The organism is Streptomyces sp. NPDC025638, from assembly GCF_055558775.1.
This window is the reverse complement of record NZ_JBVHLX010000034.1, coordinates 20,431-40,696: the sequence shown is the minus strand read 5'-3', so window position 1 is coordinate 40,696 and position 20,266 is coordinate 20,431. Positions and strand designations below refer to the sequence as shown.

The window sequence follows — 20,266 nt, the reverse complement described above, 5'->3', positions numbered from 1 at the left end:
GGGGCCCTGCCTTCATGCGCGTACACCGGGAAGATCACCCCGGCGGGAAACCTGTTCGACCTGCACGTTCCATGATCGGTTGAGATACGGCTTCTGATGTCCGTTTCGGTGTCGCCTGATCGTGTGGCTTTGGAGCTCCTGGCCGGCCGACGGGTCTGTCCGTGTTGCAGTGGCAGGGTGAGCGAACGCAGGCCCTACAAGAGCGACTTGTCCGACGAACGCTGGGCACTGATCGAGCCGGTGACCACTGGATGGAAGGCCAAGCACCCCTCTGTCAGCGGCCATCAGGGCAGATACGGGATGCGGGAGATCGTCAACGCTCTGCTGTACCAGTCCCGTACCGGTTGCCAGTGGGATTACCTGCCGCACGACCTGCCACCGCCCGGCGCGGTGAAGTACTACTTCTATAAGTGGCGCGACGACGGCACCGACGAGGTCATCCACGATCTGCTGCGCTGGCAGGTGCGTGAGGGCCGGGGGCGATTAGCCGACCCGAGCCTGGTGGTGCTCGACACGCAGAGTCTCCATGCCGCCGTCGGAGTGCCCGCGGCCACGACCGGGCGGGACGCCTCGAAGAAGGTACCGGGCCGCAAGCGCGGGCTGGCCGTTGACGTGCTGGGCCTGGTGGTCGCTGTGGTGGTGCTGGCCGCCTCCGTACACGACAACGTCTTCGGCACCGCGCTGCTGGACAAGGTCGCCGCCGGGACCTCCACGGTGACGAAGGCCCTGGTGGACCAGGGGTTCAAGAAGACCGTGGTTGACCACGGCGTCGGCCTGGGTATCGCGGTGGAGATCGTCGAGCGCAACCCGGCCGACCGCGGCTTCGTCCCGCAACCGATCCGCTGGAGAGTCGAGCAGACCAACGGGATCTTGATGCTCCACCGCAGGCTGGTCCGCGACTACGAACACCGCCCGGCCTCCGCCGAGTCACGGGTGTACTGGGCGATAAGCGACGTGATGGCCCGTCGACTGACGGGCACCTCCGCCCTGGCCTGGCGCGGCGCGTGAGCGGCGACCCGCAGCAGACCCTCGGCGCCCTGCTGGCCCGCCTGGAGGTCCGCGAGCGGCAGATCGCCGTGGAAGCGGGGGCCACTCACGAGCAGATCGTGCAGCTGACCGCGCTGCTGGACGGACTCGCCCAGGCCGCTGAACACATCGCGATCACCCGCAAAACGCTCCTGGAACTGACCGACGAGGCGCCCCTGGCACCGGCAGAGCCGGCTGCGGCCCTGCCGGATGGCCCCGCCTACCAGCAGATCATGGCCGTGTTCGCCGAAGCCGACGCCCCTTTGCGAGCGCGCAACGTGTGCGAGGCGATGGACCTGAACCTCGCACCGAACAACATCAACAACGTCCGCATCAAGCTGAAGCGTTTGACCAGGCGCGGAATCCTGGCCGAAACCGAGCCGGGACTGTTCACCAGGCCACGACCGCAATCGCCCGGAAGCCAGCTCTGACCAGCGCGCCTACTCGAGGTCCATGGCCGAGTCGGCCGATGGGTCACGGCCCATCGTCTCGGACGGCGTGGTTTTGATGCTGCCCGGAGCCCAGCCGAGGACTTCCTCGAAGCTTCGGGCACCGGTCGGGGTGGGCAGCTCCCCACGGTCGCGTTCGAAGGTCCTGATGGTCGCCTCACTCAGCCAGGTGCGGCGCGCGAGTTCACGCTCCGAGATGCCTTCAGCTTCACGGAACTCGATGAGGGCTCTCGCCAGCCGCGCCGATTCCTCTCCACTCATGACCGCAGTATGTCGCAGAGCCCGGGCTGGGACAGCCCTCTGACTCGATCCCATGCCCCAGGGGCACCGGCCGCGGCAACACGCCCACCAGACCGAACCCGAGTCGATTTGTTCGTCCTCGCCATGCAACCGGCGCTCGTTCACAGCCCTGACCTGCACGCCAATCCCATGGCAGAGCCAGATATCAGGCAAAACCTTACATACCGCCCTCTCAGAGGTCACGGGTTGTTCGAGCTTCCCGTTGACGGACCGGGGCCTGTCCGGTTGGTGGGCTGGCGCCCCTCCTCCACCCTCCAGCAGGCGAGACTGTCCTCCGTCGCCCGGGTTGCGGGGTGCTGTGGACCGAGCACGCGGAGCTGATCGGCGAGTAGCTGGGCGAGAGCCGCCGTTGCGCCGGCAGGGTCACCGGCCTGGCCGATCCACTGGGCGAGATGATGGCGGGCCGAGAAGGTGTGAGGATGCTCGGGCCCGAGCACGCGCAGCCGATCAGCCAGTAGTTCTGTCTCCGCGACGACAGCACCTGCGGCATCGCCTGTCTTGGCCCTCCACTGTGCGAGGTTGTGGCGCGTTGTCAGCGTGTCGGGGTGATCCGGGCCGAGGACGCGAAGCCTGTCGGCCAGCAGTTCCGACGTGGCGACGAAGGCACCTGATGCATCTCCGCCCTTTCCTCGCCAATAGGCGAGGTTCGCACGAGTGGTCAGTGTGTCCGGATGGTCGTGGCCCAGCACACTGAGACGATCAACCAAGACCCCCTCCAGTTCGCTCACCGCGCTGTGCGCGTCGCCGCTTTCCCCTCGCCAGGAGGCCAGGTCGTGACGGGTTGTCAGCGTGTCGGGGTGATCCGGACCCAGCACCCTCAGCTGATCGGCCAGAAGCCGCTCGAAGTCGGATACAGCCGTGTCAGGATCCCCAGCTTTCCCACGCCATCGAGCCAGATCGTGGCGGGTGCTCAGCGTCTGCGGGTGGTCGGCTCCCAGGAGTCTTAGCTGATCGGCCAGGAGCCCCTCGAAGTCGGACGCGGCCCCGAGAGGATCTCCGGCTTCACCTCTCCATACAGCCAGGTGGAGGCGGACGGCTCGAGTCTTGAGATGGTCCGGTCCCAGAAACCGCGACGTGTCGGCGAGTAACTGCTCGCACGCTGTCACGGCCTCGGCGGGGTTGCCGGCTTCTCCCGTCCAATGGGCCACGTTCAGTCGAGCGGTGAGAGTCTGGCTGTGCTCGGGGCCGAGAATCCGCAACGAATCCTCCAGAACCCTTTTGGAGGCCTCTCCGGCTCCGGATGGGTCACCCGCGCGACCCTGCAAGGCGGCCTCGTCGCCGCGGGCGGCCAGGGTGTCGGGATGGTGCGGGCCGAGCACACGTACCCGATCGGCCAGCAAGTCGGCGAAGCCGGCCTTCGCGCTGATCAGATCGCCGGTCGCAGCCTGCCACGTGATCAGGTGGTGCCGGATCGTCAATGCGTCCGCGTGGTCGTGCCCCAGGTACCGGCACGCCGCGTTGTAGAGATCCTGGAAGTACGTACGCGCCGCGCCGGCCAAGCCTGTTACACCCAGGCTCTGGCCGGTGCGGAGGAGCACCGGGTGGCAGCCAGCCTGCCATAATGCAGTACCCGCATGAGAGATCAGTGCTTCGGCGTTGGCGCGCAGTGACTGAGCGAGGGTAAAGTCGCCTTCTTCCATGGACCACACGGCGGTGAGTGCGTCCGCACACGTGACCACGAGGGTGTCCTGTACGGCAGACGGCAGAGCTTCACGAGTGGTCCGCTGAATGAGACCGTGGACACGGACTCGCTGATGGGGACTGTCGGTCGTGTGATCCGCCAGGCTGAGCCTGTCCAGGCATCGCAGTGCTGCGGCCGCGTCCTCCGCACTGGCCGAGCCGGACTGCCCGCTGGTTCCCACAGATCGGTGGTCGCTCAGGTAGCCCAGGGCTGGAGGGCTGGTCAGCACGGTCACAGGAATGCCGTTGGCATCCAGCATGCTGGCGAGGTGCAGCATGGGGCGGGCCAGTCCGGAAGGACGAAGCCGGTCCGCGTGCTCGACCGACAGGGACCACGTGGCTTGCAGGGCCGCACGATGGTCGTCGGGCAGGCCGCTGTCGTCCGGAACCAGGTCGGCGAGCTGCCGGGTTCGATCGGCGAGTCGCGCGCGATAGGTCGCACAGCCCATACTGAGATCGACAAGGTAGGCGGCTGCTTGAGCAAGAGCGAGAGGCAGATGGCCCAAGTCCGCGGCAAGCCCCGCGATCTGCACCGGGTCGTCGCTGCGCCCCAACGCGGCCAGCTGGGCCCTGAGATAGCTCGCCGCCTCATTGGGGGTGAACAGACCTATGTCGATGCGGACGCGGCTTCGGCCGCGGAGCGCCGCGTCGCGGCGGCGTGTGGTGATCAGCACCTGGCCCTGAGGGTTGGCGGGCGGCCAAAGGCCACGGAGGTCAGCGGGGTCGGCCAGGTCATCGAGCACCACCAGCCATCGGCGATCGGTCGTCTCGGCCCACGCGAGGAAACGGGAGGCGGCCTGGTCGGGGTCGCTGGAGTCCGCTGCCGCAACGTCTGCCCCAAGCCGGCTGTAGGAGCTGACAATTGATTCACGGCTCGAGGCGGTGATCCAGGCCAGGAGGTCCACAGCCCTGTCTCGCCATGAACGGCGGGCATAATGCGCTGCCAGTTGGGTCTTGCCGACGCCCCCCGTTCCGGAAAGAACTTGACACAGAACCGCGGTGCCGCCATCCGCTACTGCGCGTTCCAGCGCCTCCACCGCGTCACGATGCTGAAAGCACTCCGCTTGTCGCGGAATCACGCCGGCGATATGCGGCCACGACATCGGCGCTCGTGGCGCTGCGTAGTAGTCGAACCGGTTGATGCTGTGGGCGGCAACGCTGTGGTGGTGCGCACTGATCGAAAGGCCGGTGGGGTGAGGGATGGCCGGCATGACCACGGGGGGCCTCGGCTGTGTGCCGAGCCCGGCCTGCTCAGGATTTCCGATCCTCACGTCGCCCATCACGCCCGCGGCAGCCGACCCCCGGTCGGCGCGGATACCGACCGTGCCCTCGACTGCGAGCCCACCGTCACCGGCAGAAGCTCCGCCGGACAGGTGCTGGCCGTTCCCGACAACCTCATCGAGACGCCGAACCACCTCCGCACGCTCCTCGTCGGCGACATGCTCCAGGAGATGGCGGAAGCGAGTCTGCCAGGCCGCCACCATCCTCGTACGCGTGTGCTCCCTCTCCTCGGATCCAGCACGCTCCAACTCGACGACGGACCTGTCCAGTCCTTCCAGGAGGGTCCGCTCCTCCGCCCCGTCCCCACGGCCGAAGATCCCGGCCACGCGCTGGCGCAGGGCCTGCCAGGCATCGGTGCCAGCCGCGGAGGCCACGGCAGCCCCGGCTGCTGACGCCAACGCAATCAACGACTCATCTAGCATGCCAGCCCCCTCGAGCACACCGCGTTGCGACAGACCCGCGACTGAGCGTATCTATACGCAAGGCCTTCAGCCCAGACACGCGGTGACCTCTCCGCCAGCGAACGGGGCGGCGCCAGAAGGAGGTTGTGCAGTCTCGGGGCACGGCCAGCGTCGCACCGAAGCCGACCGGCTCCGGGGCGCGCGCCGTCTGCCACCCGCTCGGCGGCTAGCATCCGTGTGCCGGGGCCAGCTCCAGGCCGCGCATGCCGAGCAGGCCGTCGGCGCCGAGCGCATCGACGAACCCCGTGTGCCACCGATCGCGCGTCAGCATCCACCTGCCCGTGGCGGGGTCCTGTTCCCAGCGCGGCTTTCCGCGCCGGGTCTTGTCGATGCCCAGCACCCTCACCTCGGGCAGCGGCGCCTGGGTGACCTCGTGTGCGGCGGTGCGGAAGGCGTCCATCACGGTGGGCCAGGACAGGTGCAGGTCACGGGCGGCCTGGATGACGGTGGAGGCGGCGTCTCGTATCCGCCGCCCGGCGGCACCGCGCAGCCGCATGGTGATCCGCGCGTCGGCCGGTAGCTGCGGGATCTGCTCGATGAAGGACCGGCGCGGGCAGCCGGGCTCCCGGCACCACCAGCGGCGTTTGTGCCAGTGGAACTCCAGCCCGCTCTCGCCGTACGGCAGATCGCGGGGCCGGGTCGTCGCGGAGCCCTTCACCGGGGTCGCGAACACCCCGCACTCGGGGCAGGCAGCCGACCAAGACGAGGCGGTCCAGCTCCAGGAGAAGGCGCTTGCCGTGGCCCGTGCAACAGGAAGTACCGAGCTGTTGCCCTCAATCACAGCCAAACCGGGCATCGTGCTCCTCGGCCGGTACAGACGAAACGGTCGGCCCGAGGATCTCGCAGAGGCCGAGAAGGCGTGCCGGTGGGCGATCGAAGAGGCCCCCAGCGGCGCGACACGCCGCTGCTCGCCCTCGCGCTCGTGCTCATGGAGCGGTTGGACGGTTCAGACACGGACGAGGACCGGCGGGCCGCGTCCGCCGCGTTGGAGGAAGCAGCCCGGGCCCCCACTGCACAGTTGCAGCTTCGTGTGCTGGCGGCGCAGTTGTTGGGGCGGCTCGAGGCGGGGCGGCAGGATTGGCGGCGGGCGACCATCGGGTTCGGCCTGGCTGTCGAGCTGCTGCCGTACCTCGCTGCACGTACGATGAGCCGCCCCGATCAGGAGCACTGGCTGGGCCAGTTCACGTTCCTCGCCGCTGATGCCGCCGCGTGCGCGATTGCTGCCGGAGATCCCGAACGCGCAGTTGAGCTGCTCGAACTCGGCCGCGGTGTGATGCTGAGGCAGACGCTGGAGCTGCGGGGTGACGTGGACGAGCTGCGAAAGGCCGCCCCGCGTCTGGCAGAGCAGTTCGCCAACGTCTGCGCCGTGCTCAGCCGTACGTTTGTGGCTCCGAACTCTATCGTCCCGGCGGCGCTGATCGGAGAACTCGCCGAATACCCAGAGGCGGCCGACGTGCGCCGACGGGCGACCGAGGACTTCGAACGGCTGGTCGAGCGGATCCGGCAGTTTCCTGGCTACGATCGTCAACGACACCGGCGCTGAGCTGCACTGAGTCATCGAACTCCGCCTCGCGCCACACCTTTTGCCCCTGAGAACTCCTGGGCGTCGGGGAGTATGACGAAGATCGGGGCCCCTTGAGGTGACGTTGTGGTCATGAGCGGTGATTTTGGGGCGCGAGCAGTGCTGCGAGGGCCGTGGCGGGGTGAGGGTCGGGTTGACCGATGGGCCACCAGGCGCCGTTTTCCTTCCCGTACGGATACCATCGGCCGTCGCGGCCGTAGCGCAGTTGGCGGTCGCGGCCGATGACGGTGAAGCGGTTGCGCCACGCGCGCAGCTGGGGAGGCTGTCCGTCCGCCCAGTCCTCGGCGAGCGAGGCTCGGGCGCGGGTGAGTACGGATGGGTCCGGGGTCCAGGGGTCCTCCAGGACCGCGAGTGCGGCCGTGCCGCCGTAACTCCAGGCCCGTACTGCCTGGGCGAGCTCGATCAGCGGGCGGCCGGTGCTCTCGGCGATCCGGGTGAAGACCTCTGTCTGTGGGTGCTCGGCGGCGATGCGCACAGCGTCCTGCCACTCCGTTAGGTCAGCCAAAGGCGGTGGTGTGTCGTTCGCCAGCGCGGCGGCGAGTTGGCGGCGGGCGCGCTCGGCTGCGTCGGTGGCCAGGCTTTCGAGCGCCTGCGGGGCGATGCCTGGTTCGGCGGGCCGGGACGCCTCGAAGACGGGCGGGTGCCCGGTGCGTTCGGGCAGGGGCGGCGGTTCGGGCAGCGGTGGCAGGTCGGCGCGCGCCGCGAAGGCCTCCCGGGCCGGTGTACCTGTGGGTGGGGTGGGAGTGCGCGGGGACGGAACCGACGTTGATGCCGAGGCTGTCGCCTGCGATGCCGCGCGGGCGGCGTTGCGGCGGGCGAGCTCGTCCAGCAGTTGCTGTTCGCTGCGGCCGCGCATCAGCAGGAGTACGAAGGGGTCTTCGTCCAGCAGGCGTGCGACCTGGTAGCACAGCGCGGCGCCGTGCTTGCACGGGTAGCCCCAGTCGGGGCAGGAGCAGGACGGCTCCAGGTCGTTGGCGGACGGTAGCAGCCGTACGCCGGCCTTCAGCGCGTCCTGCACCAGCTCGGTGGGCATGTCGCGGTCCAGCAGTGCGGCGATGTGCCCGGCGCGCGCCGCCACCGCGTTGAGGAGCCGGTCCCATTCCGGGTCGTTGAGGACGGGGATCGCCAATGACACCCGGTAGGGCCGCGGCCTGCTGCCCTGCACCGGGGCGCTGATCCGGCCGGGGGCCACGGTCATCTCGCCCACGGATCCGCGCCGCGCGTAGGTGCGACCGCGGGTGAGGCGGCCGGAATCGAGTGAGCACTCCTCCAGCGCCGATACCCACGCCTGGCCCCACCAGGTTGAGACGAAACCGCCCCGGCGGCCGGGAGCTGGAGGGAAGGGAGGGAAAGTACGGGCGAGCTGATCCTGGGCCTGCTGCATGGGCTTCGTCGGGCGCGGGCTCACGTGCGGCTTCCCCTCGTGGTGCGCTGACGGTCTGTGCTCCAAGGCGTGGTGTTGTGGCGCATCGTTACCAGTTCGGCTAGTTCGGCGTCGGAGAGTTCGGTGAGTGCCGCCTCGCCATGGCTCAGCACGGCGTCCGCGAGCCCCTTCTTCTGCTTGAGCATCTGCGCGATCCGGTCCTCGACCGTCCCCGCCGCGATCAGGCGGTGCACCTGCACCGGCTGGGTCTGGCCGATGCGGTACGCACGGTCGGTGGCCTGGTCTTCGACCGCCGGGTTCCACCAGCGGTCGAAGTGGATGACGTGGCCGGCGCGGGTCAGGTTGAGGCCGGTGCCGGCGGCCTTGAGGGAGAGCAGGAAGACCTGCCGTTCGCCGTGCTGGAAGCGGTCGACCATCTCCTCGCGCTGCTTCACCGGCGTCCCGCCGTGCAGGAACTGCGCTGCGGTGCCGCGGGCGGCGAGATGCTGCTCCAGCAGCCGGCCCATCTCGACGTACTGGGTGAAGACGAGCACCGAGCCGTCCTCGGCCACGATCGCATCCAGCAGCTCGTCGAGCAGCTCCAGTTTGCCGGAGCGGCCGACGAGCTTCGCGTTCTTCTCCTTCAGGTACTGCGCCGGGTGGTTGCAGACCTGCTTGAGGCCGGTGAGCAGCTTCATCACCAGGCCGCGCCGGGCCATCCCGTCCGCCTGGCCGATGGCCGCCAGCGACTCGCGCACCAGCGCCTCGTACAGGGACGCCTGCTCCTTCGTCAGCGAGACGCTCTGGTCGGTCTCGGTCTTGGGCGGCAGCTCGGGGGCAATGCCGGGGTCGGACTTTCGGCGGCGCAGGAGGAAGGGGCGGACCAGGCGGGCGAGACGGTTCGCACTCTCCTGGTCGCCGTCGGCCTCGACCGCGCGGGCGTAGCGGTCGCGGAAGGCGGTGAGCGTGCCGAGCAGGCCGGGTGTCGTCCAGTCGAGCAGGGCCCACAGCTCGGAGAGGTTGTTCTCAACCGGGGTGCCGGTCAGTGCGATGCGCCCGGCGGAGGGGACGGTGCGCAGTATCCCCGCGGTGTCGGAGTACGGGTTCTTGACGTGCTGCGCCTCGTCCGCGACGAGCAGGCCCCACGGCACAGCGGTTTCGGCCAGGAGCGCCGCGTCGCGGCGCAGGGTGCCGTACGTGGTGAGGACGAAGGCGTTCGATGCGAGGTCGTCCAGGGTGCGGCCCGGGCCGTGGAAGCGGCGTACGGGGATGCCGGGTGCGAAGCGCTGCACCTCGCGTTCCCAGTTGCCGAGCAGGGACGTCGGACAGATCACCAGGGTGGGGCCGTGGGCCGCTCGCTCGTGGTGGCGCAGGTGGAGCGAAATCAGGGTGATCGTTTTGCCGAGGCCCATGTCGTCGGCGAGGCAGCAGCCCAGGCCGAGGGAGGTCATCCGGTCCAGCCAGATCAGGCCCCGCAGCTGGTAGTCGCGCAGGGTGGCTGCGAGCATGGCGGGTTGGCTGGTGGTGGCCGATGCAGCGTCCGGGCCCGCCTCCGGTTCGGCGATCCGCGCGCGCAATTGCTCCAGGGCGCCGCCCGCGGTGACCGGTACGGACGTGCCGTCGATCTCTACCTTGCCGGTCAGCGCCGCGCCCAGGGCGTCGATCGCGGTGAGCTCGCGGCCGCGCTGCTTGCGGACCTTTCGGACCAGCGTCTGGTCGACCACCACCCACTGGTCGCGCAGTCGCACCACCGGGCGGTGCGCCTCGATGAGGCGGTCCATCTCCTCCTCGGTCAGTGGCTCCCCGCCCAACGCCACCTGCCAGCGGAATTCCAGAAGTTGACCGGAGGAGAGGAAGGTCTCCAGGTCCGACTGCGTCTTTTTGCGCCGGGGCGGCTCCAGCAGGCCGGTCGCGGTCAGCTCCTTCGCCAGGCCCTTTGGCAGGTGGACCTGGATTCCGGCGGCGTTCAGCCGCTCCGCGGCGTCGCCGAGCAGGTCCAGCAGCTCGTCGTCGGCGAGCTGCAGCACATCGGGCGCGGCCGCGGAGAGCAGGCGCGACAGCGGCGGCCAGGCCTTCGCGCCGCGGCGCAGCGCCAGCAGCGCGTCGATACGGGTACGGGCGCCGAACTGCTCCGGAGCGGCTGCAGCCCCGGCCCACAGCTCGGCCGCATCTGCCAGCAGGGTGGGGTCGGCGAGGCTGTGCACCTGCACCACAGCCCGGAACTTTGGCCCGGCGCCGCCGCTGTCGCCGAAGTCTCCGCCGTCCCACGCGTCGCTGTCTTCCTCCAGACGCAGGGAGACGCGCACGCCCGCGTCCATCCCGGCGGCCACCTCGGCCGCCCACTCACGCTGTTCGGGGATAGGCACCGGCATCCGAGCGGCGAAGGCCGGACCGGCCACCAGGTGGCGTGCTGCCGGGCAGCGCGGCAGGCCGTCCGCGACCGCGTCCAAAAAGGCGCGGAGCAGCGGCTCGGCGGCGGGCAGGGCTACGGGCGACGAGCCCGGCAGTGGGACCGCGCGCGCCTCCGGCGGCATCGCCGCCGCGAGGTCGCGGATCCGGCGCACGTCGTCGCCGTCCAGCGGACCGAGCCGCCAGGCGTCGAACCCGGTGGGGCTCAGCCCCGGCAGCAGCCGCCCCCGCGCGGCAAGTTGAAGCGCGATCAGGGCCCCTGCTCCCCAAAACGCAGCGGAAACGGAGGCGTTGCCGCTCTGCACCAAGGCGCGAGCGCGGGTGAGTACGGGCACCGCCTGCGCGACCGGCAGCAGCACCGCGCTCACGCTCCGCCGCCGGATCCCGTGCCCGTGCGGCCGCACGACGGTGAGCTCCTCCGGCTCCACACCGCAGTCGGGCATTTCCCCGCCGTCCGCCCGCCAGAACGCCACACGGCCTTCCCTGGCCGGATCTCCGGGCAGGAAGACGGCCTCGCATACGCTGAGCGCGGCTGAGGTAGCCGGCGCAACCGCCGACGGCTTCCTCTGCTCGGCAGGCTCGTCCACCTCGACGACCTGGAGGATATGGGCCATGATCGGATGTCCTTCGAGCCGGAGTGCAGGTACGCGCTGAATGACACCGTCACGCCTTGTCATCACGCATCCGCAATCTGTACGGCGGAATGCTATCGACCCGTGACAGGCACTCGCGACGCGGACAAAGGACGCATGAGCGTCAGCACACCCAGTCCTTGAGCCACTCGGTGTCCAGCATGACGCCGACCGGCGGAGTGGACGACTACCTCGCACGTGTCGCAGTCGATGGGCAGGTACACGAGGATGCTGACCGGCGTGGGCGCGGCGCCTCTCGATTCGGTCGCGCTGCTTAGGTTCGCGGCGCACGAGGTCACCTCGACGACCACCAGGGTGCCCTCCGGGTCGGTGACGGTGTAGTCCAGGTACTGGGGGTCGTCCTGGCGGCCGTTGTTGCTCCAGGTGAGGCCGGCAACGGTGAGGGCGCGGCCCAGCTGGGCGCAGCGTTCCGGGGTGCGTGGGTGAACGTTGCCACGGGTCGTCTCTCCTTGTAATCAGGGGCAGGACTGGGGCGGGGCCTACGGGCGGGTGAACTCGGGGTGGATGCGTTCGTTGGTCTCTCGCGCTTCCCTGCGGGCCTGGTCGGCTGCGGCCTGCGGGCTGGCGGCGTAGACGACGTCGACGCTGCCGAAGGTCTCTTCGGCGTCCTCCTTGTGCTGTTCGTGGACGTCGGCCCGTTCGCCCGGATCGGCGGGGGCCTTTTCCACGTGCCAGATGTCGACGTCGCCCCCGCCCGTCCACTGACCGACCACGAAGTAAGCGCGCTCTCCGCTCTGGGGCGCGGCGGTGGGCTGGGTCAGCCCCTCGTACTCCGACCGGAAGAGCGTCAGGCGGCGGTCCTCCTCGTTGGCTGCGCTCCTGCTGATCTCGGCCCACTTCGGCAGGTACTCGGCGCGGTGGCCAGGCTCTCGCGGTCCGGTGCCGGCAGAAGCGCGAGTACCGGGTGCGGGCGATCGGCGAACCAGCACGCCAGCGTCCACCAGGCGCCTGGACTGCGGGCGGCCTGGAACCGGTGGGCGTCGGCCTCCTCCAGCCGGCGGGCCTGTGCCCGTTCGGCGGGCGAGATCATCGCGTCCAGCCACTTCAGCAGTTGCGGGGTGTCGTGGCGACGGGCCGCGTGCTGGAGGTGGGCCAAGTCGCAGCGTGCGGCGTAGTGGCCGGCGCACGCGCGCAGGATGGCGGTCAGGGTCTGGCTGGCCGTGCTCGGGCGCGGATTGGTCGTCGGTGTCGGTCAGGTCGCGTTGCAGACATCCCCAGGGCACGTCGGCCGAGTGGGCGAGTACCCGGACCGTGTTGCCCTGGTAGGCGCGGCGCCACGAATGCGCACCAGTGGCTCGGACGTTTGTTGCATGCGGCGCTACGGGGCTGCGCAACAACGAGCCGGTCCGGAAGTCTGGTGTGTGGCCGGGCGTCTGACAGCCATGTCGACGGGGGCCGGGTATCTCGGATGAGTGGTGCACACTGGTCGGTGATGTCGCCCTCGTCCGATCCAGCGGGCCGCTCCCGGCCGGGAAGCGGCGTCGAGAAATTGGGGAGGAACGTTGAACAAGCAGTTGGGCCGGGGTGTGGCCACCGTGGCGCTGGCAGGTGGTCTTGTCGCAGGAGGTGCGGGCGTGTCGGTGGTCTTCGAAAAGTGGACCAGTCCTGGACTTTGAGAATTGACCCCCTTCGAGGGTCTGGCTCGTTGAGTCAGGCCGGGAGGATGGGTGATCGACGTGGAGGACTGGGCGGAGATCCGCCGGTTGCACCGGGCTGAGCAGATGCCGATCCGGGCGATCGCGAGGCATCTGGGGATCTCGAGGAACACGGTTCGGCGGGCCTTGAACAGCGAAGCGGCTCCGAAGTACCAGCGGGCGCCGAGGGGTTCGATCGTGGATGCGGTCGAACCGCAGATCAGGGACCTGCTGCAGCGGTTCCCGGAGATGCCGGCGACGGTGATCGCGGAACGGATCGGCTGGACTCGTTCCTATGCGGTGATCAAGAGGCGGGTCAGGGAACTGAGGCCGGTCTATCGGGCGGAGGATGTCGGGGGCGGGCTCCCGGAAGTGGCCTCAGGTGCGCCTCATGAAGTGCTCGGCGGTGTAGTAGTGCACCGTCCGGGCCACTGTGGTGTCCTTCGCGGGCGATGTATTGAGCGAGGGGCTGCAACGGCCCCGCTGGAAGGCTGCTGATGGCTTCCTATACGCCTTCCCGGCGCTCTTGCCGGCAGCGGTTGGGGCGGGACGGTCTGCGGGTGTGATACCGAGCGTGGTCAGCCGCTGCTGCTGTTCTTTGGTGAGCGGTCCAGTTGCGCCGTTGCCGGGTGATCCATGTGCCCGGTGGTCGCCTTCGTACATCACGCCGGCCGCGATGTCGGGCAGCCGCCTTCCCCGAGGAGGCGGACGGAGGCGAGGAACGCCCGGTGGACCGCGGTCCCGCAGCGTTGACGGTACTGGGCCAAGACCACCTTCCACATCCAGGAAGCCCTTGAAGCAGATCAATGGAACGTCGAAGAGGACGAAAGGCAAGGGGCTAGGCGGCAGCGACTTGAGTGGTTCAGCAGGGACACCGTCCGCATGATCCTCAGCTTCCTGGACTCCACCGTCCGCGGCCAGCCCGGCGGGCTACCTGTAGCGCCTGTATGCAGCGAATCCGGACAACGTGGCCGTCGGTTCGGCTCCTTGCAGACGGCGCAGGCCGCGGCGGCCACGCCCGCTCAGGTTGGCCGGGGAACCGGTTGACCCCACTCTGGAGTGCATCTCTACGGCATGTCCTCGCCGTACTGCTTCAGCAGTTTCCGCAGGGCGTTCGCGTTGGGGTCGTCGCGGCCTTTGAGCCTGTGTTTGTTGTTGCGCTTCCAATCGCCGAGTGCTCTCTCGGCCGGATCCAGCGACGTGCGCGACGGTGCAGTATGACCGTGGTCCTCGGCGAACCTGCGCAGCGCGCCCAGATTGCGCTCCCACTGCTCCTGTTGGGGGTTCCAGGACCAGCCGGGAAGGCCTTCAAGTTCCTGCTGTCTCTCGCTGTCCAACTGCTGGCGTCGGGTTCTGAAAGAGGCGATCCACACACCGACCGGATGTCCGTTCCATGTTGACTGCTGCTTGATCGTCGCCATGGGCCGGCCGGTTGCGGCGAAGAACTGCCACAGCGCGTCGATCTTGGCTTGGAACTGGTCGTCATAGGGTGTCCAGCTCCAGCCGGGCACCTTGGCCATGGCCGTCAACTGATCGGCGGGAAGATCCTCGCCACAGTCCTGGAGCGCCTTACGTCGGCTGCGCAGATTGCTGGCCCAGATGGTCGCTGTGCGCTGCAGCATGCGCCCTGCACGGTCGTCCGTGGACTTGGCCAGCGCGTGAGCAACGTAACGTTCGTAGCCTTGCCAGAACTCGACCTCGTAGGCACTACGTTGGGACCAGGATGCGATCCCGTCCAACTGCCGCAGCCGCTCATCGCGAAGCTTCCCTCGCCGTTGTAGGCCGCGTTGCTTGCGAGCCCATCGACCAAGATCTACTCCCTCAGCCTCCCACTCCCCGTCCGACGGATAGCAGTGGCCGTTCAGCTCTTCGAACTCCACCAACGCGCTGTACATTCGGTTCCACGCCTCTTCGTGGGCGCGACGCTCCACGCGGAAGGCTCGCTCCCCGAGTTTCGCCCTGATCCATTCCCGAGCAGTGGTAGCAGCCACAGGGCGCCCGTGCGCCCGGTAGGCGTCGGCTTCGTCTTGTGCGATGAGCCCCAGCTGCGCCAAATGGTCGAGAACTGTTGCCGCGGCATCCTCCGGGCTGGCGAGGAAGCCGACCTCGACATCGAAGACAGGGTCGAGCTTGGCGAGCGGGGCTTCACGGATCCGCACCACAACCCAGCCGTCCCGGCGTAGTCGCTCTGCCTTCGCGGAGTCGCTCTCCCCCTTGTCCTGGTGATACCAGGAGCCGTCGAACTCAAGGATGAGCCTCATCTCGGGTGCCGCGGAATCAGCGACCATGTCCACCTTTTCCGTGCGGTCAGTCCGCACGGAGGTGCGGTCAACCTCGAGGGGCAGCACTGTGCACAGCTCGGCCTTCAACCGCAACTCCTGAGCCGAGGTCTGAACCAGCTTGCAGTCAGGGCAGCCGGTCCCGTTCGCCTTCCGGAACCCCCCAGTGCGGTTGTTGATGACCGCTGGCCAGGGCATGTGGTCCGGCATGGCATCGGGGCAGTCCCAATAGGCGATAGCGTTCGAGCCGACGCTGACCTCATCGGCCGAGAACCCCGACAACTTCTCGTTGAGGGTCTCGGCTATCTCCGGCTTCACCAGCGACAGCCGGTTCTGGTCTGTGACTGTCGGCCGTGCCCCTTGCCGCTCCACCCCACCCGCTCCTTCGTGTACACCGACCCATCGGGTCGCTCGCCATGCGTGAAAGCCGCATTCAACGAGTCCCGCTGAGGCATCTCAGCCCCAACCCCATTGCACCAGACGGCTTCGAAGGCAGATCCGAAGGCTGTGCCCTCGGCTGAATGCAAACCTGACCAGCACCGCGGCGGTACCGCGCGTGACCATGCTCGCCAACATCATGGATTCATCCCGGCTGCACATGGCGAACAGAACCCTGCCCTTGCCGGAAATCTGGACAAGGGCACCCTCGTGGCACCGTCCGTCAGCGTCGGCACGGCCACTTGCGGACGCGGCCGTCCTCGCCGGTGATCCATCCGTAGTCGGACTGGCCGCAGTAGGTTGCTCGTGTGGTGGCCGGAGGCAGTACGAGAGCATCTGACTTCACGCGAGTTGGGGACTGGCCGGAGCTACTGGCCCAATGGCCCGAAACGGTCCTTGATATGGGATCAGGGGCACCGATGTGGACGCTGGCCATGGCTTCAGCATTGCTACCAACGTTCCGGTCCGCTCTGGGATTCCGCCAGTACAGCGGGGCTCGAACGACTACCAGGAACCTTGCCTCCCTCGTGGGCGAGCGGGTCCTGTGGCCCGGTGACGGCTTGCTGCCTGCGCATGTACACCATGCAAAGTTCGCCTGCCAAGGTGCGAGCTTCATAAGGCCTGGCAGGAGGTTCCCCTGCGCGCCAAAGGCGGCACTGCCGCAGCCCGGGGCGGGGCGTCACGCTCCTGCCCCGGGCTCCGGATTCCTTGCGGGTTCTGCTGGTGTGGTTAGGGCTTGGGCAGCGGCAGGCTGGGCATGTTTGGGTGTCGCAGGTGCTGCCCGTCGCCATACACGTGCAGTGTGAACGTTTCAGGTGTCGGGGACCCGGCCGCGTCGTAGGCGCTCAGCACGTGCTCGATGCGCTGCCACAGTCGCACCGGGCCCCCTTCGCGTACCTGCCACTGGCCGCGGCCCGGGGTGAGCGTGGCGGCGGATCCGGTCGTGATGTCGGCCAGATGCACCGTTTCGCCGACGGTGACCATCTGCGCGTTGGGTGCCGCGCACTGGGCGAGGAAGCGAAGGTGGAATGCATCCTGGGTTGCGGCTGTGATCCGTTCGGGGCTGTGCCGGGCGGGTCGGCTGGTCCGGGGCAGGTTTGTGGCCCAGTGGGCGGGGTTGCCGAACGCCGGCGCCGCGTGGGTGCGTGCGGACATGAACGAGACGGTGCCTGGGAGCAGCCGGCCCTCTGCGGTGCCGTTGTCGGTGACAGTGAGCAGGACGCGGGCGTACCCGTAGAGCCAGCCGGACAACGTGAGCAGGACCTTCCCGCCAGGCCGTACCTGCGCGAGCAGGGCCGGGGGGACGGCGCGGAAGGAGCAGGCGGCCACGGCCCGGTCGAACTCTGCTTCGGGCCAGTAGCCGTACAGCCCGTCGGCTACTGCCAGCGTCGGGGTGTAGCCGCAGCCGTACAGGGCGCTCGCCGCCTGCTCAAGCCGGTGCGGGTCGACGTCGATCGATGTCACGTCGGCCGAGCCGAGTCGTTCGCAGGCCAGAGCGGTCGAGTAGCCGGTGCCGGTTCCGATCTCCAGCACGGTGTGGCCCTCGTGCACGTCGGCGTCGGTCCACATCCGCACGACCAGGGACGGCAGTGTGGATGAGGAGGTCGGTGCTCCGCCGTGCCGGGCGGTGGGTGCTTTCCAGTTGGGTTCGTCGCCGTCGAACTGCGTGATGAGCGTGGTGTCGCAGTACGCGGCGGCCAGCCACCGGCCGTAGTCGAGTTCGGCGGTGACCGGCTCCCACACCGTCAGCCCCTGACCGTCGCGCTGGTCGGAGGCCAGGTAGAAGCCTGGCACGAACCGGTGCCGGGGCACTGTGGCGACGGCTGCCCGCCAGGCGGGATCGGCCAGGGCACCGTCGGTGACGAGGGCCTTGGTCATCGCTGCGCGCAGCCGCGCTGAGTCGGCCTCCAGGTCGGCGGGCATCGTCATCGCGCCGCGCCCCCTTCCGTGCTCGTGGTCAGGATGTCGGCGAACGCCGTCGTGATGTCGTCGGCGTCGGGCAGCCAGCCCCACTGCCCGTTGGGGTTGCACTCGATGAACACCCAATCCTGTGGACTGTCACCAGCGCCGGTGAGGGCGAAGTCGAAGCAGCCGAAGACCAGGCCGAAAGCGCTCAGGTAGCTGTACAGTGCCGCCTCGATGGCTGTCGGGACATGGATGGGGGAGTGGATGAGGGCGTTCCAGTCTCCGCGGCGCCAGTCCAGCGCGGCGTCCGGGGCAGAGATCTGCTGGGCGAACACGCGGCGGCCGACCACCGTGACCCGCACGTCGCCGGTCTTGGGGATCTCCGCCTGGAACAGGTGGGCGGTCAGCGTGAGCGTGTCGTCGAAGGTGTCGGGATCGACGCGCTGGGCCCAGATCGCTCCGGTGTGGCCGTCCTGGTCGCGGGGAAGGCCGCGGAAGGTCTTGTAGATGATCGGGCCGTGCTCGGCGGCGAACTTCCGCGCGTGCTCGACGTCGTTGGTGACCAGTGTCGGCGCGATGGCCAGCCCGAGCTGGGCGGCGAGCTGGAGCTGGGCGGGCTTGAAGTCCGCGGCGGTGACAGCGCCGGGGTGGTTGACGTACGTCGCGCCATGCAGACGGTTCAGGATGCCGCCGAGCCCGTGGCGCGCCTCGGCGGCACAGAAGTCGCGCTGCTGGGCGGGTAGATGCCGGTAGCGGGCGGCGTAGGGGGTGGGGCGGCGGTAGTACACCGCCGCCACTTCCCCCAGCTCCACCTCCCGGCTGCCGGTGACCAGCCGCCCGGCCCAGGCGGGCTCCGCTGCGCCGATGCGGGCGCTGAAGGCCAGGCCGGCGCCGATGTCGGCCGGATCGACCCGTGCGACGGGCACCTCACGCTCGTTCAGCGCGGTGATGACCCGGTCCGCGGTGACGTCTTCCAGCGCGGTGACGACCAGGACGGTGGAGGCCATCGGGTCAGTCCGATTCGTAGTCGGTGGTGTTGTCGTCCTGGGTCTGCGGCTGCGGGTTCTGCCCGTCACCACCGCCGGACATGGACGCGGTGCCACTGGTCTTGCTGGTGCCGTGCTTGCCCATCTCGACCACCTGGCCGGCGCTGTCGGTGTAGCGGGCGGTCTGCGTCACCGCGTCGAGCGCGACCGCGGCGTAGGGCGGCGGGCCGACTGGCAGCCGGCCGGTGACCAGTCGCATCGCCCAGGGAGCTAAGGGTGCGAGCGTTGCCATGTGTTCGTCCTTTCCCTTGCTGTGTGCGGGTGGCCGGGCGGCCACCCGCACACAGCAGAATCGACCTCGCGCACCGGCCTCGACCAGTACCGTAGATGCCGCGAACCGTGGCGAAGATGCCACGCTCCGTAACGGGCGAGTCGGGGAGGGCGAGACGGCGATGACCGGTAGAACCAGCAACCCGCACCTAGCGCTGTGGATCGCGGCCACCGGCCTGTCCCACGGCGAGATCGCCCGCCGGATCGCCGCGCAAGCGATACGCCAGGACTACCGGCAGATCGCTCCGGACGCCACCCGCATCCGCCGCTGGATCGACGGCGAGCGCCCCCGCCCGCCCGTCCCAGCCCTGCTCGCCGCGGTGCTCTCTGACGCGGTCGGCCAGCCGCTCACCCCGGGTGATCTCGGACTGACGGCCCAAGGGCCCACCACAGATGCCATCCAGCTCCCGTTGCTCACCGAGGCAGCCGCTCAGACCCTGGCCGGATGGACGCAAATGGACCTCTTTGTCGACCGCCGCGACACCCTAAAGCTCGCCCTCGGTGCCACGCTGCTCCGCGCCGCCGAACGGATGCTGGGCGGCACCGCTCGCCGGCTGAACCGCGATATCAAGGGCTTCGACGCCGACACCACCGCCGCGCTGGAGGAGGTGACTGCGTTCTTCACGAAGGCGGATGCCTCCAAGGGTGGGGGCTTGTACCGTTCCGCGATCGTTGCGCAGCTCGCCGAAGTCGCCCGCCGTATCCAGGACGGCGTACCGCCCTCGCTCAAGGCACGGGTGTTCGCGGCGGCTGCCGACCTTGCGGCGCTGGCCGGGTGGGTGAGTCACGACTGCGGACGGTATGCCACCGCCCAGCGGTACTGGTCCTACGGCATCTATGCCGCATCCGAGGCCGGTCAGCCGGACCGCGGGGTGGAGATCGTCACCCGCATGTCCCACCAGATGATCTATCTCGGGCACCCCGCCGACGCCCTCGGCTTGCTCGGCGTAGCCGCAGCGAAGACAACACTGCCCGCCACGAAGGCGCTGGTTGCCTCCCAGACCGGCCGGGTCCACGCCGCCCTCGGTGACGAGCGCGGCGCCGAACAGCATCTCGGCGCAGCCGACGAGCTGGTGCATGGCGACCTCGGGGACGTACCAGCGTGGGTGACGTACTTCGACGCCGCAGAACACGCTGGCGCCCGCGCGGTCTCTGCCCGCGACCTGAACAGCCTCGTCCGCCCCCACCGCGCCAGCAGCCACTTCACCGACGCGCTCGCCTGGCGCCAGCCCGGCTTCGACCGGGTGAAAGTCATGGACCGGATCGGGCTTACGGCCGCGCTGTTCGACGAGGGCGAGCCGGAGCAGGCCGCCGCAGCCGCTCAGCAGGCCCTCGACGAGGCCGCCCGGATCGACTCCACCCTGGTCGCCTCCCGGCTCAACGTCCTTCTGGATTCCGCCCGGCCGTACCGGAACACCGCGGTGGACGAGGTCCGCACCCGCGCCAAGGACCTCGCGGCAGCCCGCCCGACCACGGTCGCCGCCTGAGAC

Annotated in this window: 14 protein-coding genes and 1 pseudogene; 5 read left to right on the top strand and 10 right to left on the bottom strand. The window is 69.1% G+C overall.

Annotated elements, in window-relative coordinates; translation table 11 throughout:
- The first annotated feature begins 177 nt into the window (after positions 1–177).
- Both ACZ4EG_RS44490 and ACZ4EG_RS44485 read left to right on the top strand, forming a co-directional pair.
- Positions 178–1,008, top strand: coding sequence for an IS5 family transposase (locus tag ACZ4EG_RS44490; protein ID WP_467794758.1), 831 nt, complete (start codon positions 178–180; stop codon positions 1,006–1,008).
- Positions 1,005–1,457: a hypothetical protein gene (locus ACZ4EG_RS44485; RefSeq protein WP_467794757.1), complete on the top strand. Its 453-nt coding sequence runs from the start codon at positions 1,005–1,007 to the stop codon at positions 1,455–1,457. The genes ACZ4EG_RS44490 and ACZ4EG_RS44485 overlap by 4 nt, the downstream gene beginning before the upstream one ends.
- Positions 1,458–1,466: 9 nt before the next feature.
- Here ACZ4EG_RS44485 and ACZ4EG_RS44480 read toward each other — a convergent pair whose 3' ends face one another.
- The 3 genes from ACZ4EG_RS44480 to ACZ4EG_RS44470 form a co-directional block, all read right to left on the bottom strand.
- On the bottom strand, positions 1,467–1,736 hold the full coding sequence (locus tag ACZ4EG_RS44480) for a helix-turn-helix domain-containing protein (protein ID WP_467794756.1): 270 nt from the start codon (positions 1,734–1,736) through the stop codon (positions 1,467–1,469).
- Between the two features lie 218 nt (positions 1,737–1,954).
- Positions 1,955–5,158, bottom strand: coding sequence for a tetratricopeptide repeat protein (locus tag ACZ4EG_RS44475; RefSeq protein ID WP_467794755.1), 3,204 nt, complete (start codon positions 5,156–5,158; stop codon positions 1,955–1,957).
- A gap of 205 nt (positions 5,159–5,363) precedes the next feature.
- A complete protein-coding gene (locus ACZ4EG_RS44470; protein ID WP_467794760.1) occupies positions 5,364–5,978 on the bottom strand; it encodes a transposase family protein in 615 nt (204 codons plus the stop codon).
- An 84-nt stretch (positions 5,979–6,062) separates the two neighbouring features.
- Here ACZ4EG_RS44470 and ACZ4EG_RS44465 point away from each other — a divergent pair, with 84 nt between their 5' ends.
- Positions 6,063–6,740 (top strand): hypothetical protein, encoded by a 678-nt coding sequence (locus ACZ4EG_RS44465; RefSeq protein WP_467794754.1) that lies wholly within the window; start codon positions 6,063–6,065, stop codon positions 6,738–6,740.
- Between the two features lie 109 nt (positions 6,741–6,849).
- On the opposite strand, the gene ACZ4EG_RS44460 is transcribed toward ACZ4EG_RS44465, so the two are convergent.
- From ACZ4EG_RS44460 to ACZ4EG_RS44450, 3 genes are all read right to left on the bottom strand, one after another.
- Positions 6,850–7,977: an SWIM zinc finger family protein gene (locus tag ACZ4EG_RS44460; protein WP_467794753.1), complete on the bottom strand. Its 1,128-nt coding sequence runs from the start codon at positions 7,975–7,977 to the stop codon at positions 6,850–6,852.
- 206 nt (positions 7,978–8,183) lie between these two features.
- Positions 8,184–11,165 (bottom strand): DEAD/DEAH box helicase, encoded by a 2,982-nt coding sequence (locus tag ACZ4EG_RS44455; RefSeq protein WP_467794752.1) that lies wholly within the window; start codon positions 11,163–11,165, stop codon positions 8,184–8,186.
- Positions 11,166–11,683: 518 nt separating this feature from the next.
- The gene (locus ACZ4EG_RS44450) at positions 11,684–12,133 is read right to left on the bottom strand and encodes a hypothetical protein (RefSeq protein ID WP_467794751.1); all 450 of its coding nucleotides are present in this window, start codon (positions 12,131–12,133) and stop codon (positions 11,684–11,686) included.
- A gap of 738 nt (positions 12,134–12,871) precedes the next feature.
- On the opposite strand from ACZ4EG_RS44450, the pseudogene ACZ4EG_RS44445 reads away from it, so the two are divergent.
- Positions 12,872–13,189 (top strand): annotated as a pseudogene (locus ACZ4EG_RS44445) (helix-turn-helix domain-containing protein); the annotation flags it as partial.
- Between the two features lie 716 nt (positions 13,190–13,905).
- Here the strand turns inward: ACZ4EG_RS44445 and ACZ4EG_RS44440 are convergent.
- The 4 genes from ACZ4EG_RS44440 to ACZ4EG_RS44425 form a co-directional block, all read right to left on the bottom strand.
- Positions 13,906–15,489 carry a Helicase associated domain protein gene (locus ACZ4EG_RS44440; RefSeq protein ID WP_467794750.1) on the bottom strand — a complete coding sequence of 528 codons (1,584 nt, stop codon included), beginning with the start codon at positions 15,487–15,489 and terminating at the stop codon, positions 13,906–13,908.
- Positions 15,490–16,284: 795 nt separating this feature from the next.
- Positions 16,285–17,484, bottom strand: coding sequence for an ATP-grasp peptide maturase system methyltransferase (gene tgmC, locus ACZ4EG_RS44435; protein WP_467794749.1), 1,200 nt, complete (start codon positions 17,482–17,484; stop codon positions 16,285–16,287).
- Positions 17,481–18,467, bottom strand: coding sequence for an ATP-grasp ribosomal peptide maturase (gene tgmB, locus ACZ4EG_RS44430; protein WP_467794748.1), 987 nt, complete (start codon positions 18,465–18,467; stop codon positions 17,481–17,483). Before tgmB ends, tgmC begins: the two co-directional genes overlap by 4 nt.
- Before the next feature lie 4 nt (positions 18,468–18,471).
- Positions 18,472–18,738, bottom strand: coding sequence for a putative ATP-grasp-modified RiPP (locus ACZ4EG_RS44425; protein WP_467794747.1), 267 nt, complete (start codon positions 18,736–18,738; stop codon positions 18,472–18,474).
- 160 nt (positions 18,739–18,898) lie between these two features.
- On the opposite strand from ACZ4EG_RS44425, the gene ACZ4EG_RS44420 reads away from it, so the two are divergent.
- Entirely contained in the window at positions 18,899–20,263 is a 1,365-nt protein-coding gene (locus ACZ4EG_RS44420; protein WP_467794746.1) for a Tat pathway signal protein, read from the top strand.
- The last annotated feature ends 3 nt before the right edge of the window (positions 20,264–20,266 follow it).

Coding starts and splice junctions, on each gene's coding strand:
- ACZ4EG_RS44480 (WP_467794756.1), bottom strand. CDS start 1,736: ATGAGTGGAGAGGAATCGGCGCGGCTGGCGAGAGCCCTCATCGAGTTC.
- ACZ4EG_RS44420 (WP_467794746.1), top strand. CDS start 18,899: ATGACCGGTAGAACCAGCAACCCGCACCTAGCGCTGTGGATCGCGGCC.
- ACZ4EG_RS44460 (WP_467794753.1), bottom strand. CDS start 7,977: ATGACCGTGGCCCCCGGCCGGATCAGCGCCCCGGTGCAGGGCAGCAGG.
- ACZ4EG_RS44455 (WP_467794752.1), bottom strand. CDS start 11,165: ATGGCCCATATCCTCCAGGTCGTCGAGGTGGACGAGCCTGCCGAGCAG.
- tgmC (WP_467794749.1), bottom strand. CDS start 17,484: ATGACGATGCCCGCCGACCTGGAGGCCGACTCAGCGCGGCTGCGCGCA.
- ACZ4EG_RS44425 (WP_467794747.1), bottom strand. CDS start 18,738: ATGGCAACGCTCGCACCCTTAGCTCCCTGGGCGATGCGACTGGTCACC.
- tgmB (WP_467794748.1), bottom strand. CDS start 18,467: ATGGCCTCCACCGTCCTGGTCGTCACCGCGCTGGAAGACGTCACCGCG.
- ACZ4EG_RS44475 (WP_467794755.1), bottom strand. CDS start 5,158: ATGCTAGATGAGTCGTTGATTGCGTTGGCGTCAGCAGCCGGGGCTGCC.